Origin of the sequence: Peribacillus sp. AS_2, assembly GCF_026891895.1 — a bacterium.
Classification (GTDB): domain Bacteria; phylum Bacillota; class Bacilli; order Bacillales; family DSM-1321; genus Peribacillus; species Peribacillus frigoritolerans.
In genome coordinates, this window is the sequence record NZ_JAPTGA010000013.1 from 77,258 (window position 1) to 99,786 (window position 22,529).

General features: G+C 36.1%; 22 protein-coding genes. 4 read left to right on the top strand and 18 right to left on the bottom strand.

Annotated features, from left to right (window positions below):
* Positions 1-362: 362 nt before the first annotated feature.
* Positions 363-488 (bottom strand): hypothetical protein, encoded by a 126-nt coding sequence (locus OTG27_RS20670; RefSeq protein ID WP_262983613.1) that lies wholly within the window; start codon positions 486-488, stop codon positions 363-365.
* Positions 488-1,339 carry an SDR family NAD(P)-dependent oxidoreductase gene (locus OTG27_RS20675; RefSeq protein ID WP_268937956.1) on the bottom strand — a complete coding sequence of 284 codons (852 nt, stop codon included), beginning with the start codon at positions 1,337-1,339 and terminating at the stop codon, positions 488-490. Before OTG27_RS20675 ends, OTG27_RS20670 begins: the two co-directional genes overlap by 1 nt.
* A gap of 291 nt (positions 1,340-1,630) precedes the next feature.
* Between OTG27_RS20675 and OTG27_RS20680 the strand changes: the two genes are divergently transcribed.
* Entirely contained in the window at positions 1,631-2,281 is a 651-nt protein-coding gene (locus OTG27_RS20680; protein WP_268937957.1) for a TetR/AcrR family transcriptional regulator, read from the top strand.
* A gap of 265 nt (positions 2,282-2,546) precedes the next feature.
* Here OTG27_RS20680 and OTG27_RS20685 read toward each other — a convergent pair whose 3' ends face one another.
* The 5 genes from OTG27_RS20685 to OTG27_RS20705 form a co-directional block, all read right to left on the bottom strand.
* A complete protein-coding gene (locus tag OTG27_RS20685) occupies positions 2,547-2,732 on the bottom strand; it encodes a hypothetical protein (RefSeq protein ID WP_034306238.1) in 186 nt (61 codons plus the stop codon).
* Positions 2,733-3,219: 487 nt separating this feature from the next.
* The gene (locus tag OTG27_RS20690; RefSeq protein ID WP_268937958.1) at positions 3,220-3,960 is read right to left on the bottom strand and encodes an SDR family oxidoreductase; all 741 of its coding nucleotides are present in this window, start codon (positions 3,958-3,960) and stop codon (positions 3,220-3,222) included.
* A gap of 51 nt (positions 3,961-4,011) precedes the next feature.
* On the bottom strand, positions 4,012-5,136 hold the full coding sequence (locus OTG27_RS20695; RefSeq protein ID WP_268937959.1) for an NADH-dependent flavin oxidoreductase: 1,125 nt from the start codon (positions 5,134-5,136) through the stop codon (positions 4,012-4,014).
* A 236-nt stretch (positions 5,137-5,372) separates the two neighbouring features.
* Positions 5,373-5,747, bottom strand: coding sequence for a MerR family transcriptional regulator (locus OTG27_RS20700; protein WP_268937960.1), 375 nt, complete (start codon positions 5,745-5,747; stop codon positions 5,373-5,375).
* A 423-nt stretch (positions 5,748-6,170) separates the two neighbouring features.
* Complete coding sequence (locus OTG27_RS20705; protein WP_268937961.1) at positions 6,171-6,620, bottom strand: CBO0543 family protein; 450 nt, start codon at positions 6,618-6,620, stop codon at positions 6,171-6,173.
* A gap of 507 nt (positions 6,621-7,127) precedes the next feature.
* On the opposite strand from OTG27_RS20705, the gene OTG27_RS20710 reads away from it, so the two are divergent.
* Positions 7,128-8,513, top strand: coding sequence for a cytochrome P450 (locus tag OTG27_RS20710; RefSeq protein ID WP_268937962.1), 1,386 nt, complete (start codon positions 7,128-7,130; stop codon positions 8,511-8,513).
* Positions 8,514-9,117: 604 nt separating this feature from the next.
* Here the strand turns inward: OTG27_RS20710 and OTG27_RS20715 are convergent.
* Positions 9,118-9,552 carry an SRPBCC family protein gene (locus OTG27_RS20715; protein ID WP_194719501.1) on the bottom strand — a complete coding sequence of 145 codons (435 nt, stop codon included), beginning with the start codon at positions 9,550-9,552 and terminating at the stop codon, positions 9,118-9,120.
* 313 nt (positions 9,553-9,865) lie between these two features.
* Positions 9,866-10,015: a hypothetical protein gene (locus OTG27_RS20720; RefSeq protein WP_034306261.1), complete on the bottom strand. Its 150-nt coding sequence runs from the start codon at positions 10,013-10,015 to the stop codon at positions 9,866-9,868.
* Positions 10,016-10,580: 565 nt separating this feature from the next.
* Between OTG27_RS20720 and brnQ the strand changes: the two genes are divergently transcribed.
* Positions 10,581-11,945 carry a branched-chain amino acid transport system II carrier protein gene (gene brnQ, locus OTG27_RS20725; protein WP_268937963.1) on the top strand — a complete coding sequence of 455 codons (1,365 nt, stop codon included), beginning with the start codon at positions 10,581-10,583 and terminating at the stop codon, positions 11,943-11,945.
* 761 nt (positions 11,946-12,706) lie between these two features.
* Here the strand turns inward: brnQ and OTG27_RS20730 are convergent.
* Both OTG27_RS20730 and OTG27_RS20735 read right to left on the bottom strand, forming a co-directional pair.
* Positions 12,707-13,318, bottom strand: a complete 612-nt coding sequence (locus OTG27_RS20730) for a hypothetical protein (protein ID WP_268937964.1) — start codon at positions 13,316-13,318, stop codon at positions 12,707-12,709.
* A 316-nt stretch (positions 13,319-13,634) separates the two neighbouring features.
* Positions 13,635-13,919 carry a hypothetical protein gene (locus OTG27_RS20735; RefSeq protein WP_268937965.1) on the bottom strand — a complete coding sequence of 95 codons (285 nt, stop codon included), beginning with the start codon at positions 13,917-13,919 and terminating at the stop codon, positions 13,635-13,637.
* Between the two features lie 711 nt (positions 13,920-14,630).
* Between OTG27_RS20735 and OTG27_RS20740 the strand changes: the two genes are divergently transcribed.
* The gene (locus OTG27_RS20740; RefSeq protein ID WP_063574459.1) at positions 14,631-15,170 is read left to right on the top strand and encodes a VanZ family protein; all 540 of its coding nucleotides are present in this window, start codon (positions 14,631-14,633) and stop codon (positions 15,168-15,170) included.
* A 210-nt stretch (positions 15,171-15,380) separates the two neighbouring features.
* Here OTG27_RS20740 and OTG27_RS20745 read toward each other — a convergent pair whose 3' ends face one another.
* The 7 genes from OTG27_RS20745 to nikA all read right to left on the bottom strand — a co-directional run bounded on the left by OTG27_RS20745 (position 15,381) and on the right by nikA (position 21,566).
* Positions 15,381-15,605, bottom strand: coding sequence for a helix-turn-helix domain-containing protein (locus OTG27_RS20745; RefSeq protein WP_057276524.1), 225 nt, complete (start codon positions 15,603-15,605; stop codon positions 15,381-15,383).
* 10 nt (positions 15,606-15,615) lie between these two features.
* Complete coding sequence (locus OTG27_RS20750; protein ID WP_034306308.1) at positions 15,616-16,107, bottom strand: DUF2975 domain-containing protein; 492 nt, start codon at positions 16,105-16,107, stop codon at positions 15,616-15,618.
* A gap of 343 nt (positions 16,108-16,450) precedes the next feature.
* On the bottom strand, positions 16,451-17,272 hold the full coding sequence (nikE, locus tag OTG27_RS20755) for a nickel import ATP-binding protein NikE (protein ID WP_268937966.1): 822 nt from the start codon (positions 17,270-17,272) through the stop codon (positions 16,451-16,453).
* Between the two features lie 33 nt (positions 17,273-17,305).
* A complete protein-coding gene (nikD, locus tag OTG27_RS20760; protein ID WP_268937967.1) occupies positions 17,306-18,133 on the bottom strand; it encodes a nickel import ATP-binding protein NikD in 828 nt (275 codons plus the stop codon).
* Positions 18,134-18,151: 18 nt separating this feature from the next.
* Positions 18,152-18,982: a nickel ABC transporter permease subunit NikC gene (nikC, locus tag OTG27_RS20765; RefSeq protein ID WP_057276528.1), complete on the bottom strand. Its 831-nt coding sequence runs from the start codon at positions 18,980-18,982 to the stop codon at positions 18,152-18,154.
* The gene (gene nikB, locus OTG27_RS20770) at positions 18,979-19,923 is read right to left on the bottom strand and encodes a nickel ABC transporter permease subunit NikB (RefSeq protein ID WP_057276529.1); all 945 of its coding nucleotides are present in this window, start codon (positions 19,921-19,923) and stop codon (positions 18,979-18,981) included. Before nikB ends, nikC begins: the two co-directional genes overlap by 4 nt.
* Before the next feature lie 17 nt (positions 19,924-19,940).
* Complete coding sequence (gene nikA, locus OTG27_RS20775; RefSeq protein ID WP_268937968.1) at positions 19,941-21,566, bottom strand: nickel ABC transporter substrate-binding protein; 1,626 nt, start codon at positions 21,564-21,566, stop codon at positions 19,941-19,943.
* Positions 21,567-22,529 lie beyond the last annotated feature (963 nt).

The window sequence follows — 22,529 nt, forward strand, 5'->3', positions numbered from 1 at the left end:
TCATTACACAATGTTAGAATTTATGAAATCGCTGTAAGAGTGATAGAGTTTGAAAGACAATCTAATAACTTATTTTATTGCTCAATTTTCTGACCCAATTGTTGAACAGAGGTTAAACAGCACTCTCTAACTATCCTGCCCCGTTCGTACAATTGGTTACTCGATGTACTTCCACCTCTTTATCCTACTAGTAATTCAATCAAACTCCACCCTCTTTCGAGGTGTAGCTTTTAAATAAAGTTTAATCAAAGATATCTCGCAAACCCACATTTTACGATAAATAAAAAGAATCTATTTTGAAAAAAGATTGATCAAAATAGATTACTATTCAGATTATTCCAGTTCAATTTTCATAAAGTATTTTAATCAATTTCAGTGTATCTAAAGTTTATTCTGCCTTCTCGAATTGAATGTGCCAGCTTTCCATGACTTTCCCGGATGGGTTGATGGACAGAAGCATTAGCGGAAATATTTGCCGATTTAGCCATCAATGCACCTCCTCGATCATCCATCCTGCAAGATCGGACGGACCGGCCGACTTCTTATTGCTGGCGGAGCCGTCGCGTGGACGAAGCATGCCGCCAACGAGACGAAGTCCCTGTTTCCTCGTCATGAATCGTCCGATCTGCGTACCTATATAATTCTGTGTACCCGGAACGGCATACAGTTTCCCGTCCTTCAATGCCCGAAGCGCAACTTCCACTACCCGCTCCGGTGTGTCTTTCTTACCGACGGCGGCTTCTTCCGCGCCTACGACGTTGAAGAAGCCGGTGTCCGTCGCTCCGGGACAAAGCGTGAAAAATTGGACGCCACTGTTGCGGTTTTCCCACCACAAGGCTTGGGTAAACGACAAGACGAAGGCTTTCGTTGCTCCGTATACGGCCATATAGGGAAGGGGCTGAAATCCGGCGGTCGATGCGACATTGATAACGGCCCCGGAGTTTCTACACAACATATCCGGCAAGAACAAGTGCGTCATATCTACAACAGCGGCAACATTGAGCATGACTTCCTCATGCTGGCGCACGCCTGACACTTGTTCAAACAAACCGTGCGTGGCAAAGCCGGCGTTGTTGACCAGCAATTCGATCTCTAAATTCAGAAGTTGACATTGCCGATATAACTCGCCTGGCGCACCCTCTTTGCCAAGATCGGTAGGAATCACCTCGACCTTGACGCCGTATTTCTTTCTAAGCTCCGATGCCAGGTTCTCCAGCTTGTTTTTCGATCGGGCTACGAGTACAAGGTCGCCACCCTCTTTGGCCAATTGTCGGGCGAATTGCTCTCCGATGCCGGATGAAGCTCCCGTGACAAGCGCCCAATTTCCTTTTATGTTCATTGCGCAACTCCCCTATCCACTTTTTTACAATTAGGAAACGGTGTTACTTTTCCCTTAAAAATAATTCCTGACTCTCTTAAGAGTCAAGAATTATGATACCTTCCGGTAACACTGTTTCTAATTGAAATCATTGTAACTAAGCTTTTTAAGAAAGTCAACATCGTTTTTTGAATCGTTGGTTTTTGGCATCCCTTGCAACATTGACAACGCTCCGACAATTATATTAAAATTCCTGTTAAGAGCTGGAAACATTGTTTCTTATTAAAAATGTATTAATTGAGGGTGATAGCGATGACAGACCAAAATAATTCCTTCGATGCAAATACGAAAAAGTTGGAAACGTATCAGGAGGCTCGCTTGAAAAATATTGAAAATCTTCGAAAGCTCGTCGTCGATGCTGCGGCAACGATTTTGTACGATGAGGGTCCTGAAGCTGTGACGGTGCGTAAAGTTGCGCAGAAGATGAATTGCTCAACCAAAATCATATACAACCTGTTTGTCAATAAAGATGGACTGGCTCAGCAGCTTTATCTCGACGGCTGCAAGCTTCTCGCCAACGAATTCGAGAGAACGCCGCGCGCTGACGATCCGATGCAGCAGCTGTTTAATTTAGGTGAAACTTTCTGGCAATTCGGACAGCGATACTCCGGTTATTACAAGCTGATGTTCGGAGGAGCCTTCGCGGATTTCAAACCAGACGAGGAGAGCATACACGGCACCGTAACAGCCATGCGGCAATTGTTGACGGTAATTGGTAATGCGCAAGAGCAGGGACTGATTACCTGTCCGTATGACACGGAAACCGTCGTCCGTATCTTCTGGGCTTCGCTTCACGGTGTTATCCATCTTTACATGTGCGGACATTTTGGTGATGTGCAGACCGCACATGCCGTTTACGAGCAAACGTTGTCTTTGGTTGTCGGTTCGTTATTTTCGAGTTGAGGCTTCTAGAGAGGGAAAAAGCACCTTAGGGTGTCTTTTCTTTATTTTTTAACACGTCGCAACTTTATTTCAAAACGACACGAGGGTATTTTTTTAATACAAGCAACCTTGATAAATAAATGAATAAATAGAAAGGGCATGTTTTGAAAAAGATTAATCAAAACATGCCCTTATACTATTTAATTGGATTCTTCTTTTATAAAAAAGATTGAACATTTTTATGTTCCTTATTCGCTGGTGTATAACTCCAAGATTTTACCGATTTTCATTTAGTACGCTCACGGGAAAACCAATACTTTGTTTTGATATTTCGATAAGTCCCGATGTCTTTGATCAGCTCGGCAATAAGATCATAACCGCAATATGTGTGCCTCAGCGTGCTAAATTCATCCAATGTGACATAATCATCACTCTTTAATTCAACGTGACACTCTCCACAACAAATCCCCATATCCAACACCTCCAAAAAGTATATTAATATATTCGTCGAAACTTGGTGGCCATCCTTCTTTCGTACAAAAAACAGGTCTATTGACGGTCCTTTAATGTTTGTTAGTTTTTCAAAATTATCTAGACCTAATTATAAAAAACCTTAATAAATAAAAGAGAGTACATATTAGCCATGTCTAATATGTACTCTCCTTTTTTCTTTTAGTGAACTAACGCAACCGTTAGTTTAAGTACAATGCTTCACAAACTTAAAATTTAATCTATTTTTTAATTTTATTAATGAATTAATTTCCATTTAAACATTAAACGTTCAAATAAAAGTATATTGTTCAGAGGAAGCATGTTATCTAATCACGTACAATGGGAATAAGTCCTATTGCAAATGTATCTGAATATAGCATTTTCTCAACCTTTCATTATTTGCAAACTATAAGGTAATAAACAAGCAGCCCAAAAAAAGTGGGGCTGCCTCATTACAAAAGTTTCTTTTAGAGTTCTTGAATGGTTGGACGAACAATCATCTCATTAATCGCTACATCTGATGGTTGTTCGATTGCAAATCCAATGGCACGAGCAATGCTTGCAGGTTCGATTCCAATTTTAGTATCTTCCATAATGGCAGATTTCAATTCTGGATCTGAAATAGTTTCAAGCAATTCAGTAGTAATAGTTCCAGGCGAAATAATCGTTGTACGAATATTGTTGCTAGCCTCTTCTATACGGAGACCTTCAGTGATAGCACGTACAGCAAACTTTGTACCGCTATAAACTGAGCTCGCAGGGAAGACTAAATGACCAGCGATAGAGGAAACGTTAATAATATGCCCTTCTTTTCTTTCTCTCATTGACGGAAGCACAGCAGCAATACCATAAAGTACACCCTTTATGTTCACATCAATCATCGTATTCCATTCATTGATTTTTTTCTGATGAACAGGTGATAGAGGCATTACACCAGCATTATTGATTATTACATCAATTTTCCCAAACTCTTTAAGAGCAAATTCAGCTAACTCTTCCATTTGTTCATGTGAAGCAACGTCAGTCACCTTAAAAATAACTTGACCGCCATTCTGATGAATTTCTTCTTGTAATTTCTTTAAACGTTCTTGTCGACGAGCTGCCAGAACCAGCTTCGCTCCTTTAGATGCAAGTTCTCTAGCAGTAGCTTCTCCAATTCCACTAGAGGCACCCGTTATAATGACAACCTTATCTTGGATATTTGACATATAATTAATTCCTTCTATACGTAATAAAGACAGTAACTTTTCTTTTCGATTTTAATCTTCGATATTAAACCATGGACCTGAAGCTTGAATTATGCCCCAAAGTTTTTCTGGAAGCATAAGATCGTCCACTTGTGAAGTCTTAATGGTTGTCTTAATTTCAGTTTCTTTTCCATTCTGAACCTTTTCTACCCAGTCTGGATTCATGATTAACGTATGACCAACTGCTGCTAGAGATAGACCCTTATCTAATGCAGATGCAACTTCATCAGCAGTTACCATCGAGCCTGCGGCCATTACAGGAACTCTGCCGTTTACATGTTCAACAATTAATTCAAGTCGTGTTTTTCCATCTTCAATACCTCGTGGTTTTGAAGATACATCATCAAGCGAAGCATGAATATAATCCAAATCCTGTTCAACCAGACGGTCAATTAATTCATACGTATCTTCCATTCCATAACCACCTTGTTCTTCAGGTGATATTCTGTAACCAAAAATAAACGGGCTTTTTGCATGATTCTTAATCACATTTTTCATTTCCTGAATGACTGCCAATGGGAAACGTAAACGATTTTCTAAAGTTCCACCCCATTCATCCTCACGTCTATTGAAGAAAGAAGAGAAGAAGTTTTGAAGTAAAAATCCGTGTGCGCCATGAATTTCAACACCATCAAATCCAGCTTCAATGGCTCGCCTTGTTGTTTCTCCAAATGCATAAATCACTTCCATTATTTCTTCATGTGAAAGTTCTCTAGGTAATACGGAAGGAGCAAATGCAGTTGCTTCAGTCTCTACAGCACTGGAACTTACCACTTCACCATCTGGAGTTAGAGTAGGAAGTGCTTTGTTTCCTGCATGGAAAATTTGGAGTATTGCAGGAGCTCCTCCGCTTTTGGCAGCATCCGCCAATTTCCGAAGACTTGGAATGAATTTATCGTCATAAGCTGCGAATTCATGAGTGAAACCAATACCGTTTGGTTGCACATGAGTACATCCAGATATAACAAGTCCTACTCCATTAACTCTTCTTTTATAATATTCTACTTCTTCATCTGAAATGGTGTAATCATCATTACTGGACCAAGTTGTCATTGGTGCCATAACTACTCTATTATTAAGGGTAATGCCATTTTTAAAAGTGAAAGACGCCAATAAGTTGGTGTATTTAGTATTCATTTTTATCACCTCTATATACATATTTAGAAATATTTTTCTAGTTATTTCTTGCACCAATCTTATAAAAGGATAATTACATCCTTTTTATACTTAATGTTGCAAAAATAGCTTACTCCTTTGAGTACACTCAAAGGCAAGCATTTTTTATTTTAATTTTCCCCAGTAATATAAAACGATAATAGAAGTAGTATTCTAAAGAAGATTAAAGATATGCAAAACAAAGAACAACTGGCTAGTTATTTTTGCTCGAAACAGTCACCTAATTCATTTTCATAAAACTGTATTTTATTATCCAAATGCTCTAAACTATGATGAAGATTCTCCAATTCTTCCATTACTTTTTTACGATGATTTTTAAGTAGGTCTAACCTATCTCCCATTGTTTCTTCCCCAAGGTGGCCCCACATGGCAAATTTTTTCATATCTTTCAGAGACATTCCCGTATTTTTTAAGTGGAGCAAAGATTCCATCCATGCTTTATTTTCATCTGAGTATATTCTTACGTTGTTAACGTCTCTATTAACCTTAATTAGCCCTTCTCTTTCATAAAACCTCAATGTATGTGCACTTACTCCAGTGATTTCAGAAAATTCACTAACAGAATATGTCATTTTATTTGCCTCCAATTACTGATCACCGTTTCTTCTAATTTAGTTTGAAACACAAGGAAAGTTTAATACTTAGAGTATGCTCTAAGTCAAGAAGTTTTAATTCTTCTGCATATGATGATTAACGATCTTTTAGATTTATTTCGTTAGAAAAATTTTAAAAAGGAGACATAAAGAGTAGAATAAAAAAAGTCACTTATTTGGCTTCGTTATTTTCAAAATAAAAAAGCAAACTCGCCGCAGTTTTGGCGAGTTTGCTTTTTTATAGCTATCACGTTCCTTATGCAACTAGACTGCCCCTTTAGTGCCATAAGAAAAAGGCTGCCTCAGCAACCTTCCTTAATGAAGTGAAGCACCCGTTAGTGTTCAACAAGGGTATTTTTTTCTAAAGTAGGATAATGCTTTTATGTAGAATTAAAGGACCTTTTATTTAAATAAAATCAATTTTCTGACTAATTTGTAATAACCATAAAGTATTAAATATGCCATCAGATAACTGACCGAAGACCAATATATATTCCATTCATTCCGGTATTCTAATTTACCTAATAATACAATTAAACTTTCCAAAAAGCTTGTACCTAAGGTAAAGACTAAAAAAGTAATTAGAGTAGACATTTTTTTATAATGAATACTACAAATAAATAAACAGCACAGTATAGGATAAAGACCTAGATTATAGGGAATTGAGGGTAACGATAAATCTTTAAAATTTTTATCCATCTCCCAAAAATAGTTAAATCCAATATCATTTATTAAAGTGGCTACAGCCACACCAATAGGAAAAAAAGTAATAAAAAGCCTTGTCTGATTTCTAAACAAATAAACCCCTAGGGCCCAAGGAAGTATAAAACCAACAATAATATGAAAAAGCATGTTTTACCCCTTTTAAATCTTTATATAATTATCTTGTCCATTTAGTTGCAGATGAAAACAACACAATCACTAATTAGAGAGGGGCTTATTTAGTGGAAATTTATGAAGATCGCATAACAAATAGTAATTCTTTAACTTCGGATTCAAATCCTTCCACAACTAACCTGCCCGTAGTTGCATAAGAAAATGGAGCTGTTTCCAACCCCATATTTGTTAGTTCAACAAGATAATAACTTTTGTAAGGCAGTTCCATACATACCTGCTTTCATTAGTAAATGAAAGTGACAACCAGGGATGGGTGCCTTTACAATTTCATAAACACTTTGATTTCGTTTATTAATAGTATTCCTTTATACACACTTATAATTTCATTCAAATTGATTAACTATCTTTTTAAAAAAATATTGTATTTGTTAGTCCTTCTTATTAACAACTTGTCCAAACCAATCAATACTTTCCTCATAGAATGAATACAAGTAATTATACCGAAATGGAGGAAACAAACCAATGAGTGACACAAATTTTTCAAATGATTCTCCAGGCCCAAAAGGAAAATTAATTACTGGCCATTCAAAGGAGTTTATTTCAGATACACTTGGCTTTCTTACCCGTTTAGCAAAAGAATATGGAGAAGTTGCTAAAATTCGTTTTGGACCTTTCCATAATGTTTACCTTATTTCAAATTCAGATTTAATTAAGCAGGTACTTGTAACAAAACAAAAATCCTTCTTGAAATCAAAGGACTTCTCAGCTTTAAAACCAGTACTCGGAGAAGGTCTTCTTACAAGTGAAAAAGAATATCACATGCGCCAAAGAAGGCTTATTCAGCCCTCTTTCAAAAAGTCTCATATTAGCAATTATGGTCAGGATATGATTGATATAACAATGGACTATATTTCCACTTGGAAAAACAGAGAAGAAAGGATAATTACGGAGGATATGATGAGCCTTGCACTGGGTATTATCAGCAAGACCATGTTCAGCATGAACCTCAAAGAAGGATATGGCATGCTCGGAGAACCTATAGAAGCCTTCATGAGAATTGCCGTTAAAAGAATGCGAACACTTCAAATGCCACTATGGGTTCCAACTAAAAACAACCGTGAATATAACATTGCGAATCAGAGACTTGATAAGGTGATTTATAGCTTTATTGAAAAACGTAGAACAGAGGCAGAGAGACATGAGGATATGCTTGGGATTCTAATGGATGCTCGAGATGATGAGGATGGCTTAGCTATGACAGACAAACAGTTACGTGATGAGTTAATGACCATTTTCCTTGCCGGTCACGAAACAACAGCAAATGTGCTTTCATGGACCTTATACTTGCTTTCCCAACACCCTGATGTGGAAACTAAACTTTTCAATGAAATAGATAGCGTAATCGGTAATCGTAAACTAACAACTGGCGATTTTATGAAATTAACATTCACACAAAATGTTATCTATGAATCAATGCGCATATACCCGCCTGCCTATATCATACAACGGGAAGTGGCGGAGGATGTGGTAATTGGAGGGTATCTTTTTAAAAAAGGCGATATGATCCTGTTGAGTCAGTATGTGATGCACCACAAGCCTGAGTATTTTGATAATCCAGATTCCTTTAAACCTGAGCGATTTGAAAACAACTTTATGAAAACCCTACCTCCGTTCGCTTACTTTCCATTTGGCGGAGGTCCGAGAGTTTGTATCGGTAATCATTTTGCAGTGATGGAAGCTGTGCTCGTCCTAGCATGCATTGCTCAACGATATCGGATAAGGCTGGCGCCTGACCATCATGAAGTAAAGCCACTTCCGTCTATTACACTCAGACCGAAGCGTGGATTGCGCATGGTAGTCGAAGATAGAAATATAGGAGGTTTCCAACCAGAAGCTTCTGAAATTTAAATGAATATAAGTTGTATTAATGAACAAAATTGTCACTCTACACCTAAGGTAGATCCCCCCTTTAGTTCCATAAAAAAGACTGCAGCATCAACCCTATTTTTTGAAGTAAACCAGCTAACAGGATGTCAATATCTTTCTCTGAAATTTCCATTTCCCTTATGATATACTATTTCTGGCCATGCCAAATCCCCCTCCAAAACCCTTTGGAAGGATTTTTCTCTGCTTCAGTATCAAAGGTCCGGTAAGTAATAAAACCCAATAACAAAGATACGATAGGAATAATTATATACTGTGGCCCAAAAATAAAGGATGCTAGACCTAATAATAGAGTTAGCATCCCATAACATCACCATACCCTCTTACAACTTCCCTTATATTAAGAAGCCGGTTTTCGCCCTGTAATTCAACTAACGCACCTGTTGGTTCATTAAGAAAAGTGATTCTGGAATATTGAAAAAAGGAGGCTATCCTTTTGGACAGCCCCATTTCCGCTAATTATAAAATTTCTAGTAGAGCGCATCATTATATTGGTTACTTCAGAATGTTACCATCTATACGTCAGAGAAGGTATCTCCAAAATGAATTGGCTTTCAATCTTTGAAAACTATGAGAATACTGCAATTTTACGTGCGATAGATTCTGTTAAACGAGATGCTACTTTTGGAACAGCCCATTTAATAATTGGTGTTAACACCGCACCGGATAATCCGCCTGCATGGATTTCCACCGTACAAGTCATTATTGTTTTACCATTAACATCTTCTGCAGTAAAGTGACCGCTTCCTTTAAAATTATCTGATAAACCTTTTAGTTCAAACTTAATGTTTGAAGGTTCATTCCATTCGGTAATATCTACCTGCGCTTGTATTGTTTTTTTAATACCTTTCACACTACCTTCAAATGTCCAAATAGATTGCTTGTCATTTATGATTTCATGTTCTTTATAGGCTGGTACTGTCGTTGCCCATTTTTCGAGATCACTGACATAATCCCAAACTGCTTGTACATCCACTGGAACTACTACAGTATGCGTTCCCATTGCCACTAAGATCCCCACCTTCACTATGTATGAATTGTAACTTTCATTTCCACAAAATAATTATTACATAAAAAAGCATAAACTTACATCTCTAATTATCATAGCTTTCCTTCTTCTAATCCTCCAATCCTGGTGTATCCAAGATAACGGCTGCTCTATTGAATTTTCAGTGAAGAAATGATATCTGATGACGAGTTTTTTTAACCGAATCTGAAATTTATGGAATAATAATAAACTGTGTCATCAATTGAAAAAAGAACTTCGAATAAAAAAAACATAGGGAGATTTTAGTCTTCCTATGTTTTAAATCATATTATTTATCTGTTTGTTTTTGCTTCTTTTTCAAATACTCCGCACGGATTTTTTCAAGTTGTTGCTTTTTATCAAATTTGGCAGGCATATGTTTTTCATGAAACTTTGTCACAGCTACCTTACCTTTGGTATCCAATTGATATTTTCCCACTTTGTTCACCTACTTTTCTTGTCTTTAAAGAGAATCTATTCAACCAATATAATATACCTTATTTTACTGAAATAAACCTTATTACTTTTTTAGTGTACCGCTAACTTTGCATATATCAGTAAAAACATTAAAAACTTAGTAAAATAATTCATCGCCAAATGGTATTCATTTCATTGTTATAATTAAAATAAAATGCTTTGAGATTTTGCATAAGCCTCAATAATTCTATTTCTTGTTTTTTCTTCCTTTTTATCCTTTAAAGAGTAAGCAGTATATATTACAATATATTAATATCAATAAAATGGTATTTAAGTTAATAATTGAACATCACTAATAGGGAGCTAAGGGGAATTCCCTGTAATTCACACCGATTTTCATTTAATCGTTATCATGGTAGTAATAGTTCTGTTTGTCGTTAATATTTTAAAGAACCTTTTGCATTAAATAAGGCCACCCAAAAGGAGAAACTTAAAATTTATATTGAAATTAATTTTATCTAGTCATAATACGATAAAATCTTATGTATTTAGTAAGTGAAATTTAGTTATTTCATGGAGGGTTTAATTTGCCTACTAAAGTACCATTTTCATTTATAGTTGTTATTGGTTTAATGTTATTTGCTCTATTTTTTGGGGCAGGAAATTTAATTTTTCCACCAATGCTTGGTCAATCAGCAGGAATGAATATCTGGTCAGCAAATGCAGGGTTTTTAATAACAGGAGTCGGCCTACCGTTACTTGGTGTGTTAGCACTTGGTTTTTCGGGGAAAGATGATTTACAGTCGTTAGCAAGTCGGGTACATCCTGTGTTTGGTATTGTATTCACAACCGTTCTTTATTTAGCCATTGGTCCTTTATTTGCTTTGCCTAGATCAGGAAACGTTTCTTTTGAAATCGGTGTAAAACCTTTTTTGTCCGAAAATTCAGGCTCTACACCTTTACTTATTTTTACACTCATCTTTTTTAGCATTACGTGCCTTTTTTCGATCAATCCCGCGAGAGTTGTCGGAATTGTCGGGAAAATATTAACACCAATCAAGATAACGTTCATTGGAATCCTAGTAGTAGTTGCTTTTAAACATCCAATCGGAGATTTTCAAGCACCTATTAAAAATTATTCAGTTCAACCATTTTTTAATGGGTTTAGAGAAGGTTATTTAACAATGGATACGCTTGCATCTTTTGTTTTTGGCATCATCATCATTAATGCCATTAAAGAAAAAGGTGCAAAAACAAAAAAACAAATTATGGTTGTTTGTGCAAAAGCAACTGGAATTGCTGCCTTTTTCCTAGCAACCATGTATTCAGCTCTTTCTTATATGGGTGCTTCAAGTGTAGAAAAACTTGGACACCTGGAAAATGGAGGTACCATCTTAGCAAAAGTCTCGGATTATTATTTTGGAGCATATGGCGGAATATTATTAGGGTTAATGATTACAGTAGCTTGTTTAACAACAAGCGTAGGACTTGTTACATCTTGTTCTTCATTCTTCCATAAACTATTTCCAAAGGTATCTTACAAAACAATTGCTATTAGTTTATCTATTTTTAGTGCAATAGTTGCCAATATTGGGCTAACACATTTAATTGCAGTTTCAATTCCTCTCCTAACAGCTATTTATCCATTAGCTATTGTATTAATTTTCTTAACATTTTTTCATTCTTTATTTAAAGGGAAAGCTGAAGTGTATCAAGGAAGCTTACTTTTAACATTTATCATTAGTTTATTTGATGGATTAAACCGAGCTGGTATACGCTTTTCATCCATTAATAATTTCTTTCATGAAATTCTTCCTCTGTATGATGTAGGACTAGGGTGGATCATCCCAGCAATTGTTGGAGGATTTATAGGGTTTAGCAGTAGCATAATACGAGTGAAATTCGGTCTTAATCATCCAACTAGATTAGTTAAAAGAAAAAAAATTTCTTAAAAATGTCAACCCTTTTTTCTATTTGTTGACATTTTAATCGAACGGCACCTGTTCGTTCTATAAGGGGTAGCGTCAGGAAAATGCAGATTTACAATGTTAAGGAAATTTCGATATTAAAAAGCCCAATTTCTCAGCATTAAAATTGAGTAATTGGGCTTTTTTCGTTATTCAACTAACCTGCCCCGTTAGTGCCATTAGAAAAAAGCTGCCTAATTTTTTTAAGTAACTTTATTAATTTCAAAGTGGATAATAGTTGATTTGCATACGTTAAGATAGTTTCATAGAGGATCTAATTGATACTTTGATTTTGGAAAACCTATTAGTACTGATATTAGCCTGGATTGAGTTTAAATGCATCAGTACTATAAACGAACGTTTTTGATAAGTAGCAACAACCCACTGATCTATTCGAGGCGTTTTAGACTGTACCGAAACCGTGCTAAAGCAATGGAAAACAAATAGACCCCCTTAAAATGGGAGTCTAGTAGAAGCTTGAAATTCGATCATTTGTAAGTGGCTTCATTCTTTTCTTTAAATCGTTTAACAAAAAAGCTAAATAAAATGCTCGTAAATAAATAATATAACCCTAAAATTGATAAAGAATCAGTTAAAACCAACCATAGATCATTACCTTGAATAACAAATCTCCATAAAAAAATGCTAATCATAAAAATTATTGGGATTAATAGATAATACCCCAAAAAGTATAAGATTTCCTTTGCCATTGTAATCACCCTTTTCAGCCCTATAATATCTTATGGTCAAACTATACTATAAAGTTCTTTATTTAAAATTGAATCATTCATTTCAACCGTATTAATAGCCCAAGGGCCTACACCCTCTAGACATCTAGTTCCATACCAAGTAAGAGTAGCAGCTAAACCAATTGCATTTCCACCTATACCAATTTTAATTAATAGCTTGGCTGCTTCTTTATACGCCTTTTTCTGTAAATAAGCCCATAAGCCTCCAGTCATAGCTACTTCAATAAGGGCTACTCCAAAATGGTCTTTTAAAGAAGCTACCATACAACTTTTCCAACTTTTCTTAGCAGCTAATGGCTGTATAGGATTAGTCACTGTAGTTTCTACAAGCTCACAACTTGAAGACTCAATCTCTTGTTGGAGAATTTTAAGTTCGTCTATTTCACCAAATTCAGCTTCTAATTTATCAAAATGAAAGCCTACTACATTATTTTCCGAATCATAGATAGCAGCTTCCTCCATTAGAAATTTAAGATCTTTCTCTAACTTAGCTACTTCTTCACTTTCATTTGTAGACATTGATTCTGCACTCACTGAGGGCCCTACAGATAAAAAAACTAACATCAAAGCTATTAATGATAACAGTCCAGTTTCAAACTTTTTTTTCATTTGTTTTCTCCATTTCCAATTAAATGTAAAGTATAACATAGCATAGATTAGGAAATTATCAACTTAATATGCCTAAAGTTATAATTTTACTATTCAGGTAATTATTAGTTCCCTTTAACAAAGGTTAATGAACTACCCCTTTTATATCAACATTAATATCTTTAACGACATTTTTGCCAAAATGTTGTCTGGACCCCTTATAGAACTATCCTGCCCCGATAGTTCCATAAGAAAAAGCTGCCTTAAAGACAGCTCCGATCTTGAGCTAACGAACCTGTTAGTTCCATAAAAAATGTTCCGAACCACCATATAAATGCTATATCAAAAATACTACGAACCAAATAAACGCAATACCAAAATTCAATAACATCTGCCTCTTATTTTCCTTTTTTAAAAAACTTTCAAATCCATCTATTATTGAACCAATTCCTAATAAAAGATATATATTTTTCATGAAATTAAAATTAAAATCATTAATTATACATAATATTAAAATTAAGCTCATTACTATTATCATTAAATATCTAATCAGTATAAATGGTTTAGTGCTTTCTCTTTCTTCAAAAAACAATCCCATTACATATTTCAACTTATTTGTCACTAAATTCCCCCCATAAACTACAAACTGAATTTAATAAACTATACCATAAAGCAAATGGGTCTTCTTCAGCTAACGTCCCTGTTCGTTCATTAATAAAAGCGATTCTTATCGGAACAACTTCATCGACGTGAATTTCTCTGGCCGGTATGTCAAAATCCATCAATTATTGGTGTTGGTCTTGAATAAAGTTTGATTAATAGTTTTCTGTCCCCCCAAGCTATGGCTAATAAAAGAAATCAAAATGGTTTCCTTTCCTTTTAAATGGACTCTCCATTGTATAAAAAAGTTTAATCAAAACTCATTTAGAAATCTTTAATTGAAAAGATAAAGTATCACAACTTTATACAAAACCTCGCATCTATCTTCAAACATCGCAATTTTATTTTAAAGACACAATTATCAATGGCGGATTCCTAAGAATATTAACAATAAATTCCAAGCGAAAATTTAAGAAAAATTTAATATTTACCCCACTTTTTATTTTAGATGTTTTTCCTATCCTATATAAAAGTTACTTTATGGAGGAGAATAAAAATGAAAAAGTGGGGATTTTATTGGTTTTTGCATTAGCTTTTATTCTTAAGATATACCGGTATCCCAAGATAAAGTAGAAGATTAAATCTAGAAAATTTTCGGAGATGATAGCATAGTGTAAAGTAGGTTAAAGCATAGGTTATTAATTTGAAAATGAATTAGGAATTGAGGATTTATATGGAAAAATCAAAAAAACAATCAAAAAAAATAACTGCTGGCTTGTTGGCCGTATATTTATTTGCATTAACATGGGTTATAATCTTTAAAATGCAATTTTCATTCCAAGGCTTGCCGGATTTTAGGGAAATCAACTTAATCCCTTTTGCTGGTTCAGCTAATGTTAATAACCAAATAGATTTTAATGAAATAATCTATAATGTACTTGCATTTATCCCATTTGGAATTTATATCAGTATGCTAAAATCAAATTGGTCTTTCTTGAAAAGGATTACAGTAATAGCAGGAGTTAGTTTGCTATTTGAAGGATTGCAATTCATCTTTGCTATAGGAGCTAGCGATATAACTGACTTTATGGGAAATACATTAGGTGGAATTATTGGAGTTGGAGTTTATATTGTATTTTGTAAGCTGTTCAGTACTAAAGCTACTAAAATCCTTAATGTTTTAGCTTCAATCGGAACGATATGCATTGTTGCATTATTGCTGTTATTAATATATCTCAGGATTAGTGGTGTTATTATTTATAAAGTTTCCTAAGTAATTGGAGAATTGCCGTTTCATGAAAATTAACAGAGGGTTTACAGCAGATTCTTTATTTATAAAACAAGAATGACAAATATCACAAGCCACCTATTTTGAGGATGGCTTTTTTAAATTCTATTTCTCTAAAAACAGAAAAAAAAATCTGGCCCAATAGTTGAAGAAAGAGCACTATTCAAGGCTGCCGCAGCAGCCTACCTAAATGACCTATTCTCCTTGAGTTCCCTCTTCACTTTTGTATTCCAAAAGATCTCCCGGCTGACAGTCCAAAGCCTTACAAATCGCTTCTAACGTGGATAGTCGAATCGCTTTTGCTTTTCCATTTTTCAATATAGAAAGGTTAGCCATCGTTATTCCAACCCTTTCCGAAAGTTCCGTTACGCTCATTTTCCTTTTAGCCAGCATCACATCAATATTGATTATTATTGCCATGTTATTCACCTCAGACTATTAAGTCATTCTCTGATTTTATATCGATGGCTTCTTGTAAAAGTCTTTGAAGGACAGCCGCAAAGACAGCAATCACCATGGGGGCAAAAATCATGACCATTCCGATTAGTCCGAGACCCGGTGCGTCATCCACTTCCGCTAGGATAAAGACGAATGGCAGGGCCACCACATACAAGCCACTGATTGTGATGGCACATTTTTTGATTTTCTTTAGCGCTCTTACAGATAATTCCGAGAAAGCTTGATTCTTGTCAATATAGCTTAATAGGTTAAACGATTGATACAAAGCGAAGTAAAATGGGATTGCCGACACATACATAACCATTAATAGGCCATATACCACATAAGCCAAATCTGAACCTCTTTCTGCTGCTTCATTTGCTTCATTCGCTATCTGAGGCAACAAAAATAGACACAAAGCAAGAACCGGAATGCCGATAAAAATGACAGCTACCTTTAAGAAGAGTGTTGAACTTCGTTTCATGAAAAGCACCTCATTTATTTAAATGTTAATTTGAATTTAACATGTTTTTTATTGTTTCAAAATAAAATATTATTGAATTTAATTACATTATTATTGTTTATACATTTATAAGACAAAAATAAAAAGCATTCCCCATTACAGAGAAATGCTCGATAGCTTGTGAAACCAACTTCCCCATTGATGGCGGCCGGATATTCAACGTTAGTCATAATAACGAAACGCCCACATCGCTAAATCGTAAAAAACGAATAACCAGTATAAAGTATGCTATTGCAACTCCTCAAATATGAGATAAACAAGGGCCTCGATTTTCAAACGGAAACCGGCAAAGATATATTCTAAACTAGGACTTGTTAATCCTCATTGGAAGAGAACGAAAACGCGGATGCTCAGCGAGTATAGAACTTCTCATCTGTTTAATGACAGGATGTTCTGACGAAAAAAACTGATCTTTTGAATTGTAATGCTCGATTAATTCCCCTTTTTCCAGTACACCCAAAGTATCAGAGATTGAATAAGCCGCTTTAATATCATGTGTAATAAAAAGATAAGATAAGCCGAAGTCTTTTTTCAACTCACTTAATAATTCTAAAATCAGTGTTTGATTAACCATATCCAGACTGCTTACGGATTCATCCAAGACGATTAACAGTGGCTTAAGAGAAATTGCTCTAGCAATATTAATTCTTTGCAATTGTCCACCGCTAAATTGGTGTGGGTATTTTTTTAAATCCTTTTCACTTAGGCCCACTCTTTCCAATAACTCAATAACCGTTCTTTTTTGTTCGGTTACGGTTAATTTTTCATAGTTTTCTAATGGCTCGCCTACAATACTTTCGGCGGTCATTCGTGGATTGACAGCTGAATATGAATCCTGAAAGACGACCTGTAGATCTCGGCGTATCTTTTGTCGAGTAAGCTTATCAGCAGTATAGATATCATGCCCTTGAAACAGAACCTGTCCTTGCTGTGGACGTTCTAAGCCAAGGATTACTTTTCCTAATGTACTTTTTCCAGCTCCACTCGTACCAAGCAGCCCTAAACATGTTCCTTCGTCAATGGAGAGGGAAATGTTAGTGAGTACTTTTTTAGAAGGCTCTTTCCATTTTAAAAACGTATGAGCATTATAGCTATGAGTTACTGCTTTTACTTGTAATAAACTCATTTGTTCACCCCTCAATAAAATGCAGTCCATATATCACAACATATGGGTGATAGGCTCTTCATGTTTAATGCTAAGGCGGGCATTTAGCAGTTTCTTTGTATATTCATGCTGCGGATTATCAAATAGTTCATACACATTTGCTGTTTCTACAATTCTGCCATGTTGCATAACGACTACATCATCTGCCATTTCAGAAATGACGCCAAGATCATGGGAAATGAGTAAAATGGATGTTCCATATTCAGAACGGATTTTATCCAAGTGGCGAAGTACCTGTAATTGGTTATGTACGTCGAGTGCAGTCGTCGGCTCATCAGCAATAATAACGGATGGCTGTAAACATGCAGCCATCGCAATCATCACGCGTTGAAGCATACCTCCACTCAGTTGAAAAGGATAGCTTTTTAATAGTTTCGCGGGATTTGGCAGGTTTACATTTTGCATCGCTTCGATGGCAAGCTCTTTTGCTTGTTTTTTATTCAATGCGGTATGAGACCTAATCGTTTCGACAAATTGATTGCCAATTGTAAAAACAGGCGTAAATGAATTCATCGGATTTTGCATAATAAAGGCAATATCCTTGCCGCGAATTCCACGAATTTCTTTATCGTTCAAACCATTTAATTCTCGTCCTTGAAGGGTAATGCTCCCTTCAATTGTAGTTGTTTTCCGATCAAGAAGCTGTAGAATGGACATACTCGTAACGGTTTTGCCACTTCCGCTTTCCCCAACAAGGCCCAATACCTTCCCTTTTTCCAGTTCGAAATTAATGTCCTGAACGAGGGTGGATGCACCTTCCATTGTTTGTACTTTTACATGTAGATCGCTCACTGTTAATACATTCGACCGTTCTGTTCTCAATCTTCTCATTCCTTTTTATTAACGACGTTTGACTCCAAAACGTTCTGATAGCGCTTCGCCTAATAAATTGAAGGTGACGACAACAAGCATAATCATCAAACCTGGATATAGCATTAATTCTGGATTCGTCCGAATATAGGATTTCCCTTCATGAATCATTGCTCCCCATTCTGGTGTAGGAGGTTGCACGCCCAAACCTAGAAACGACATGGCCGATATATCCATGATGGCCCAACCCATTTCTAATGTACCCATAACAGCGAGCGGTGGAAGAACATTTGGAATAATATGTTTCTTTATTATCTTCCATTGAGAAGAACCGCTTATTTTAGCTGCCGCTATATAGTTTTGTTCTTTTAGACTAAGTACCATTCCTCGGAAAATTCTCGCATAATACACCCATTGCACAAGCATCAATGCTATGATGACCTGTTTAAGGCCAGGTCCCAATATACCAACAAGTCCAAGAATGAGCAAAAGGTTCGGAAATGCCATAACACCATCACACAGTCTCATTAGCACCTGGTCCACCCATCCGCCTTTATAACCAGCAATGGTTCCGACAATCAAACCGATGCCTAAAGATGAAATAAAGATTAATGTAGCAAATCCTAACGAAATGCGAGCTCCATATAAGATGCGTGATAACGTACATCTTCCTAAATGATCCGTTCCCAATGGATACTCAAAGGAAGATGGCTGTAGTTTATTAGCTAAATTGACAGCAATAGGATCATTAGGTGCAATCCAAGGAGCCAAGATGGTGATGATAAATAGGAAGCTTAATATTATTGAACAAAGGACAATCACTTTCTGACTTCTCATCATAATACGAAGACTTGTTATCATTGACGTTGCCCTCCTTTTCTGGAGATGCGTGGGTCGATACACATTTGGATTAGGTCAACAATCAAGTTGCTAAAAATGAATAGTCCCGCAGCTAAAAGCACATAGCATTGAATGACAGGAACATCCCGGTTAAAAATAGCTTCAATGAAATAACGACCGAATCCTGGCCAGGAAAAGACCGCTTCGACGATAATGGTTCCAGTCAGCAGCTTTCCTAAATTCATCCCCAGTCCAGTAATCATGGGGGATATGGCTATTCTCAATACATGTTTTCCCATAATGACTTTTTCATGAATCCCTCTTGTGCGAGCAAAAAGGACATAAGGTTCCTGTAAATTTTCAAGAACGCTAGCACGTAATAGTCGAGTATACAAAGCTATTAATGGCAAAGCTAAAGTAACGGAAGGAAGAACCAGATGTTGCCAAGTCCCGATTCCTTCGACAGGAAATAGGTCGAGTTTAACAGAAAAGAAAAAAATCAATAAATAACCAAGCCAAAAAGAAGGGATGGACGCCCCGAAAAAAGAGAGAAGGCGACTAAAATGGTCAATACCACTGTTTTTCTTTATGCCTGCCAAAAATCCAAGAGGGACACTGACCAGGATAGCTAATATGATGCTACCTAAAGCTAACTGAATGGTCGCTGGCATTCGATAGGTTACCTCTTCCCAAACAGGTTTATTCGAAAGATAAGATATGCCAAAATCAAATTGGCATATCTTAATAATAGAATTTACATATTGAACATGGAGGGGTTGATCTAAGCCAAACTCATGTCTTTTCTGAGCCAATATCTCATCTGTAGATTGGATATGTGCTGCAGATAAATATGCCTCAGCTGGGTCCACTGGTGAAAGGTGAATCATTCCAAACGTAAGAAGAGTGGCCAAGAGAAAGATGGGAATAATGGCCATAATTCGTTTCAAGATATAAGTGCCCATGAAAACCCTCCTGTAACTTACTTCTCGATGCTAATTCCTGTGAATGGATGTTCATCCCGGTTAGCAGGGAATGTAAAATTAGATACATCTTTTTGGTAAACAGCTATTTTCTTAATATAAGAAATGGGCACAATCGCTCCTTGGTCTTGCAGTGATCCCAAAATAGTTGAGTAAAGTTCTTGACGTTCTTTTTCATCTGTTGTTCCAGGAACTTCTGCAATTTGTTTTAACAACTCATCTCTGTTCGGATAAGATGAAATGGCTTCGTTAAAACCAAATCCTTTTGAACCAACGACATTTACGAAAGTATGTGGATCATATGGAGCGCCATAGTTACTAAAGAAATTCAATTCAAAATCATTAGCTTTGAATCTTTCAATTTGTACCGTAAGCTCAACTCCAACGATATTCAATTTAACACCTAGTGCCGCCCACTCAGATTGTAATGTTTCGGCCATTGCTTTTTGAATCGATTCTGCAGAGTCGTACATTAACTCGATTTCAAGCGGCTTTCCGTCTTTCTCACGAACGTTTTTTCCTTTTGGAAGCTTCCATCCCGCTTCATCTAATAAAGCTTTTGCTTTTTCGACATTATAATCAATCGGTGTTACATCAATGTCTGAAGTATACGGGAAGTTTGTCGGTAAAATGAAATCTGCCTTCTCTTCCAAACCTGAAGTAACTCCGTCAACCATTGCTTTTTTATTAAATCCATATTGTAACGCTTGACGAACACGTAAATCTGAAAGTTGTTCTTTCTTCGTATTCATAACTAGTTGTCTTGTCGCAACCGGATCAGAAATACTAGTCTCATAGTTACCTGTTGTTTCTAATTGTTTGAAAGCATCCAGACTGATAGCACCTTCACCATAAATTAGGTCCAGGTCACCTTTTTCAAAAGCAAGAACACGGGTTTCCGCATCAGGAATGACCTTGACTTTGATTTTCTTAACTTTTGGGAGTTCACCCCAATAATTTTCATTGCGTTTGAAAATAGCATATTCATCTGCTTTATATTCTTCCAAAACCCATGGACCTGTACCGACTGGTTTTGTAACACCTTTAGAAGTGTCACCATCTTTAGGGAATCCAGCCTCACCTAAGAATCGGACTGGACGAACAACGGCTAACTCTTGAATAGTAGGATAATATGGCTCCTTTAATGTTAGTTTAAATGTGTTTTGGTCAATTACTTCCGTTTGATCCACTTTCGTAATAAAGCCCAACCAACTATGTAAATCAACATTTTTCAATATAGTATCAAAGTTCTTTTTCACAATTTCAGCATTAAAACTTGTACCGTCAGAAAATTTCACATCTTGACGGAGGTGGAACGTATATTCCTTCCCATCCTTGGAAATTTCCCAAGATTCAGCTAAATGCGGTTTTAGCTTACCTCCATCTTGGTAGCTGACCAAAGGTTCATATATCATTGATGTAGCAAATAATTGAGAAGGATTATAGACATGCGGATTCATTTCACCTATATCCCTCGGCCAAGCCATAGTAAGCATGTCTTTACTGTCTTTGTTTGAAGTTGAATTTTCTTTTGATTCATTTGTACATCCAAGTAAAAGCGTTGATAGAATTAAAACGATTGCCGATATAAATAACACTTTTTTGCTGTTTCTTCGTTTTGACATAACCATTGGTGCCCCCTGTACCATATTGAGAATTATTTTCAATTGTAATGAGTAACTATATTATTGTCAATATAATGTCGAAACTCTCGAAAAATATAAATATGTTTATAAGAAAATCATATGTAGATACGTAGACCCCCAATATCCTTTTCAGCCATGAATGATGATGCTACTCCGAATATTTACACGTTCGCCCCCTTTTAAAACCGGTATTGTTCGTGAAAAGTTAGGAACCTGACCAAAATGAATTACATTCCGTCGTGAAGAAATAATTATCATTCACCTGTTTTTTGATAACACAATCATCAGTTGCAATCCTCTTAACCTTTTAAGAGGATAAAACCAATAATACTATTCTGATATAATTATTTATACGTAGAAGACATCGGAAGGCGGACATTTAATCGTTGTATAGATTTGTGAATGTCCCAACGCTCTTGCTGAGAACGCCGAAACATATATGTGTTATATGGGTTTTTTCCTTTAAATTCTTGAATGATTATTACGATACTCCATCGCGTCCCTGGACTTCGCCAGCGGTTTAATAAAAACAAAGTTATGACCCTGATTATCTTCATCAATAAATCATTAATTCCTGGGAACCGTCCATATTCCTTTTCTCTGTTTTCCAGCTGTTTTAGATATGTAAATTAGAAATTAGGTCCATAAAGTATTACGTTTGAACAAAAAATATCGAAGAAAAGGCCTCCCAAAAGTTCAGTGAACTTACGAAAGGTCTCCTCCATGGTGAAATAGGATTGATTCAAAAACTGAAAGGTAGCATTTCACTAATCTCCACCCTACAGACCCCTATATTACGGGTTCAATCGATGATTACCTCATGGCGCACATTCAATTGATAATTTAAAAGGAAGAAATGGAAAACGGAGTGCAGCTGCAAACAGTCCACACTCCCCCTCGTCTGGATCGCCAAATCAACAATGGCGATATACAAAAAAACGA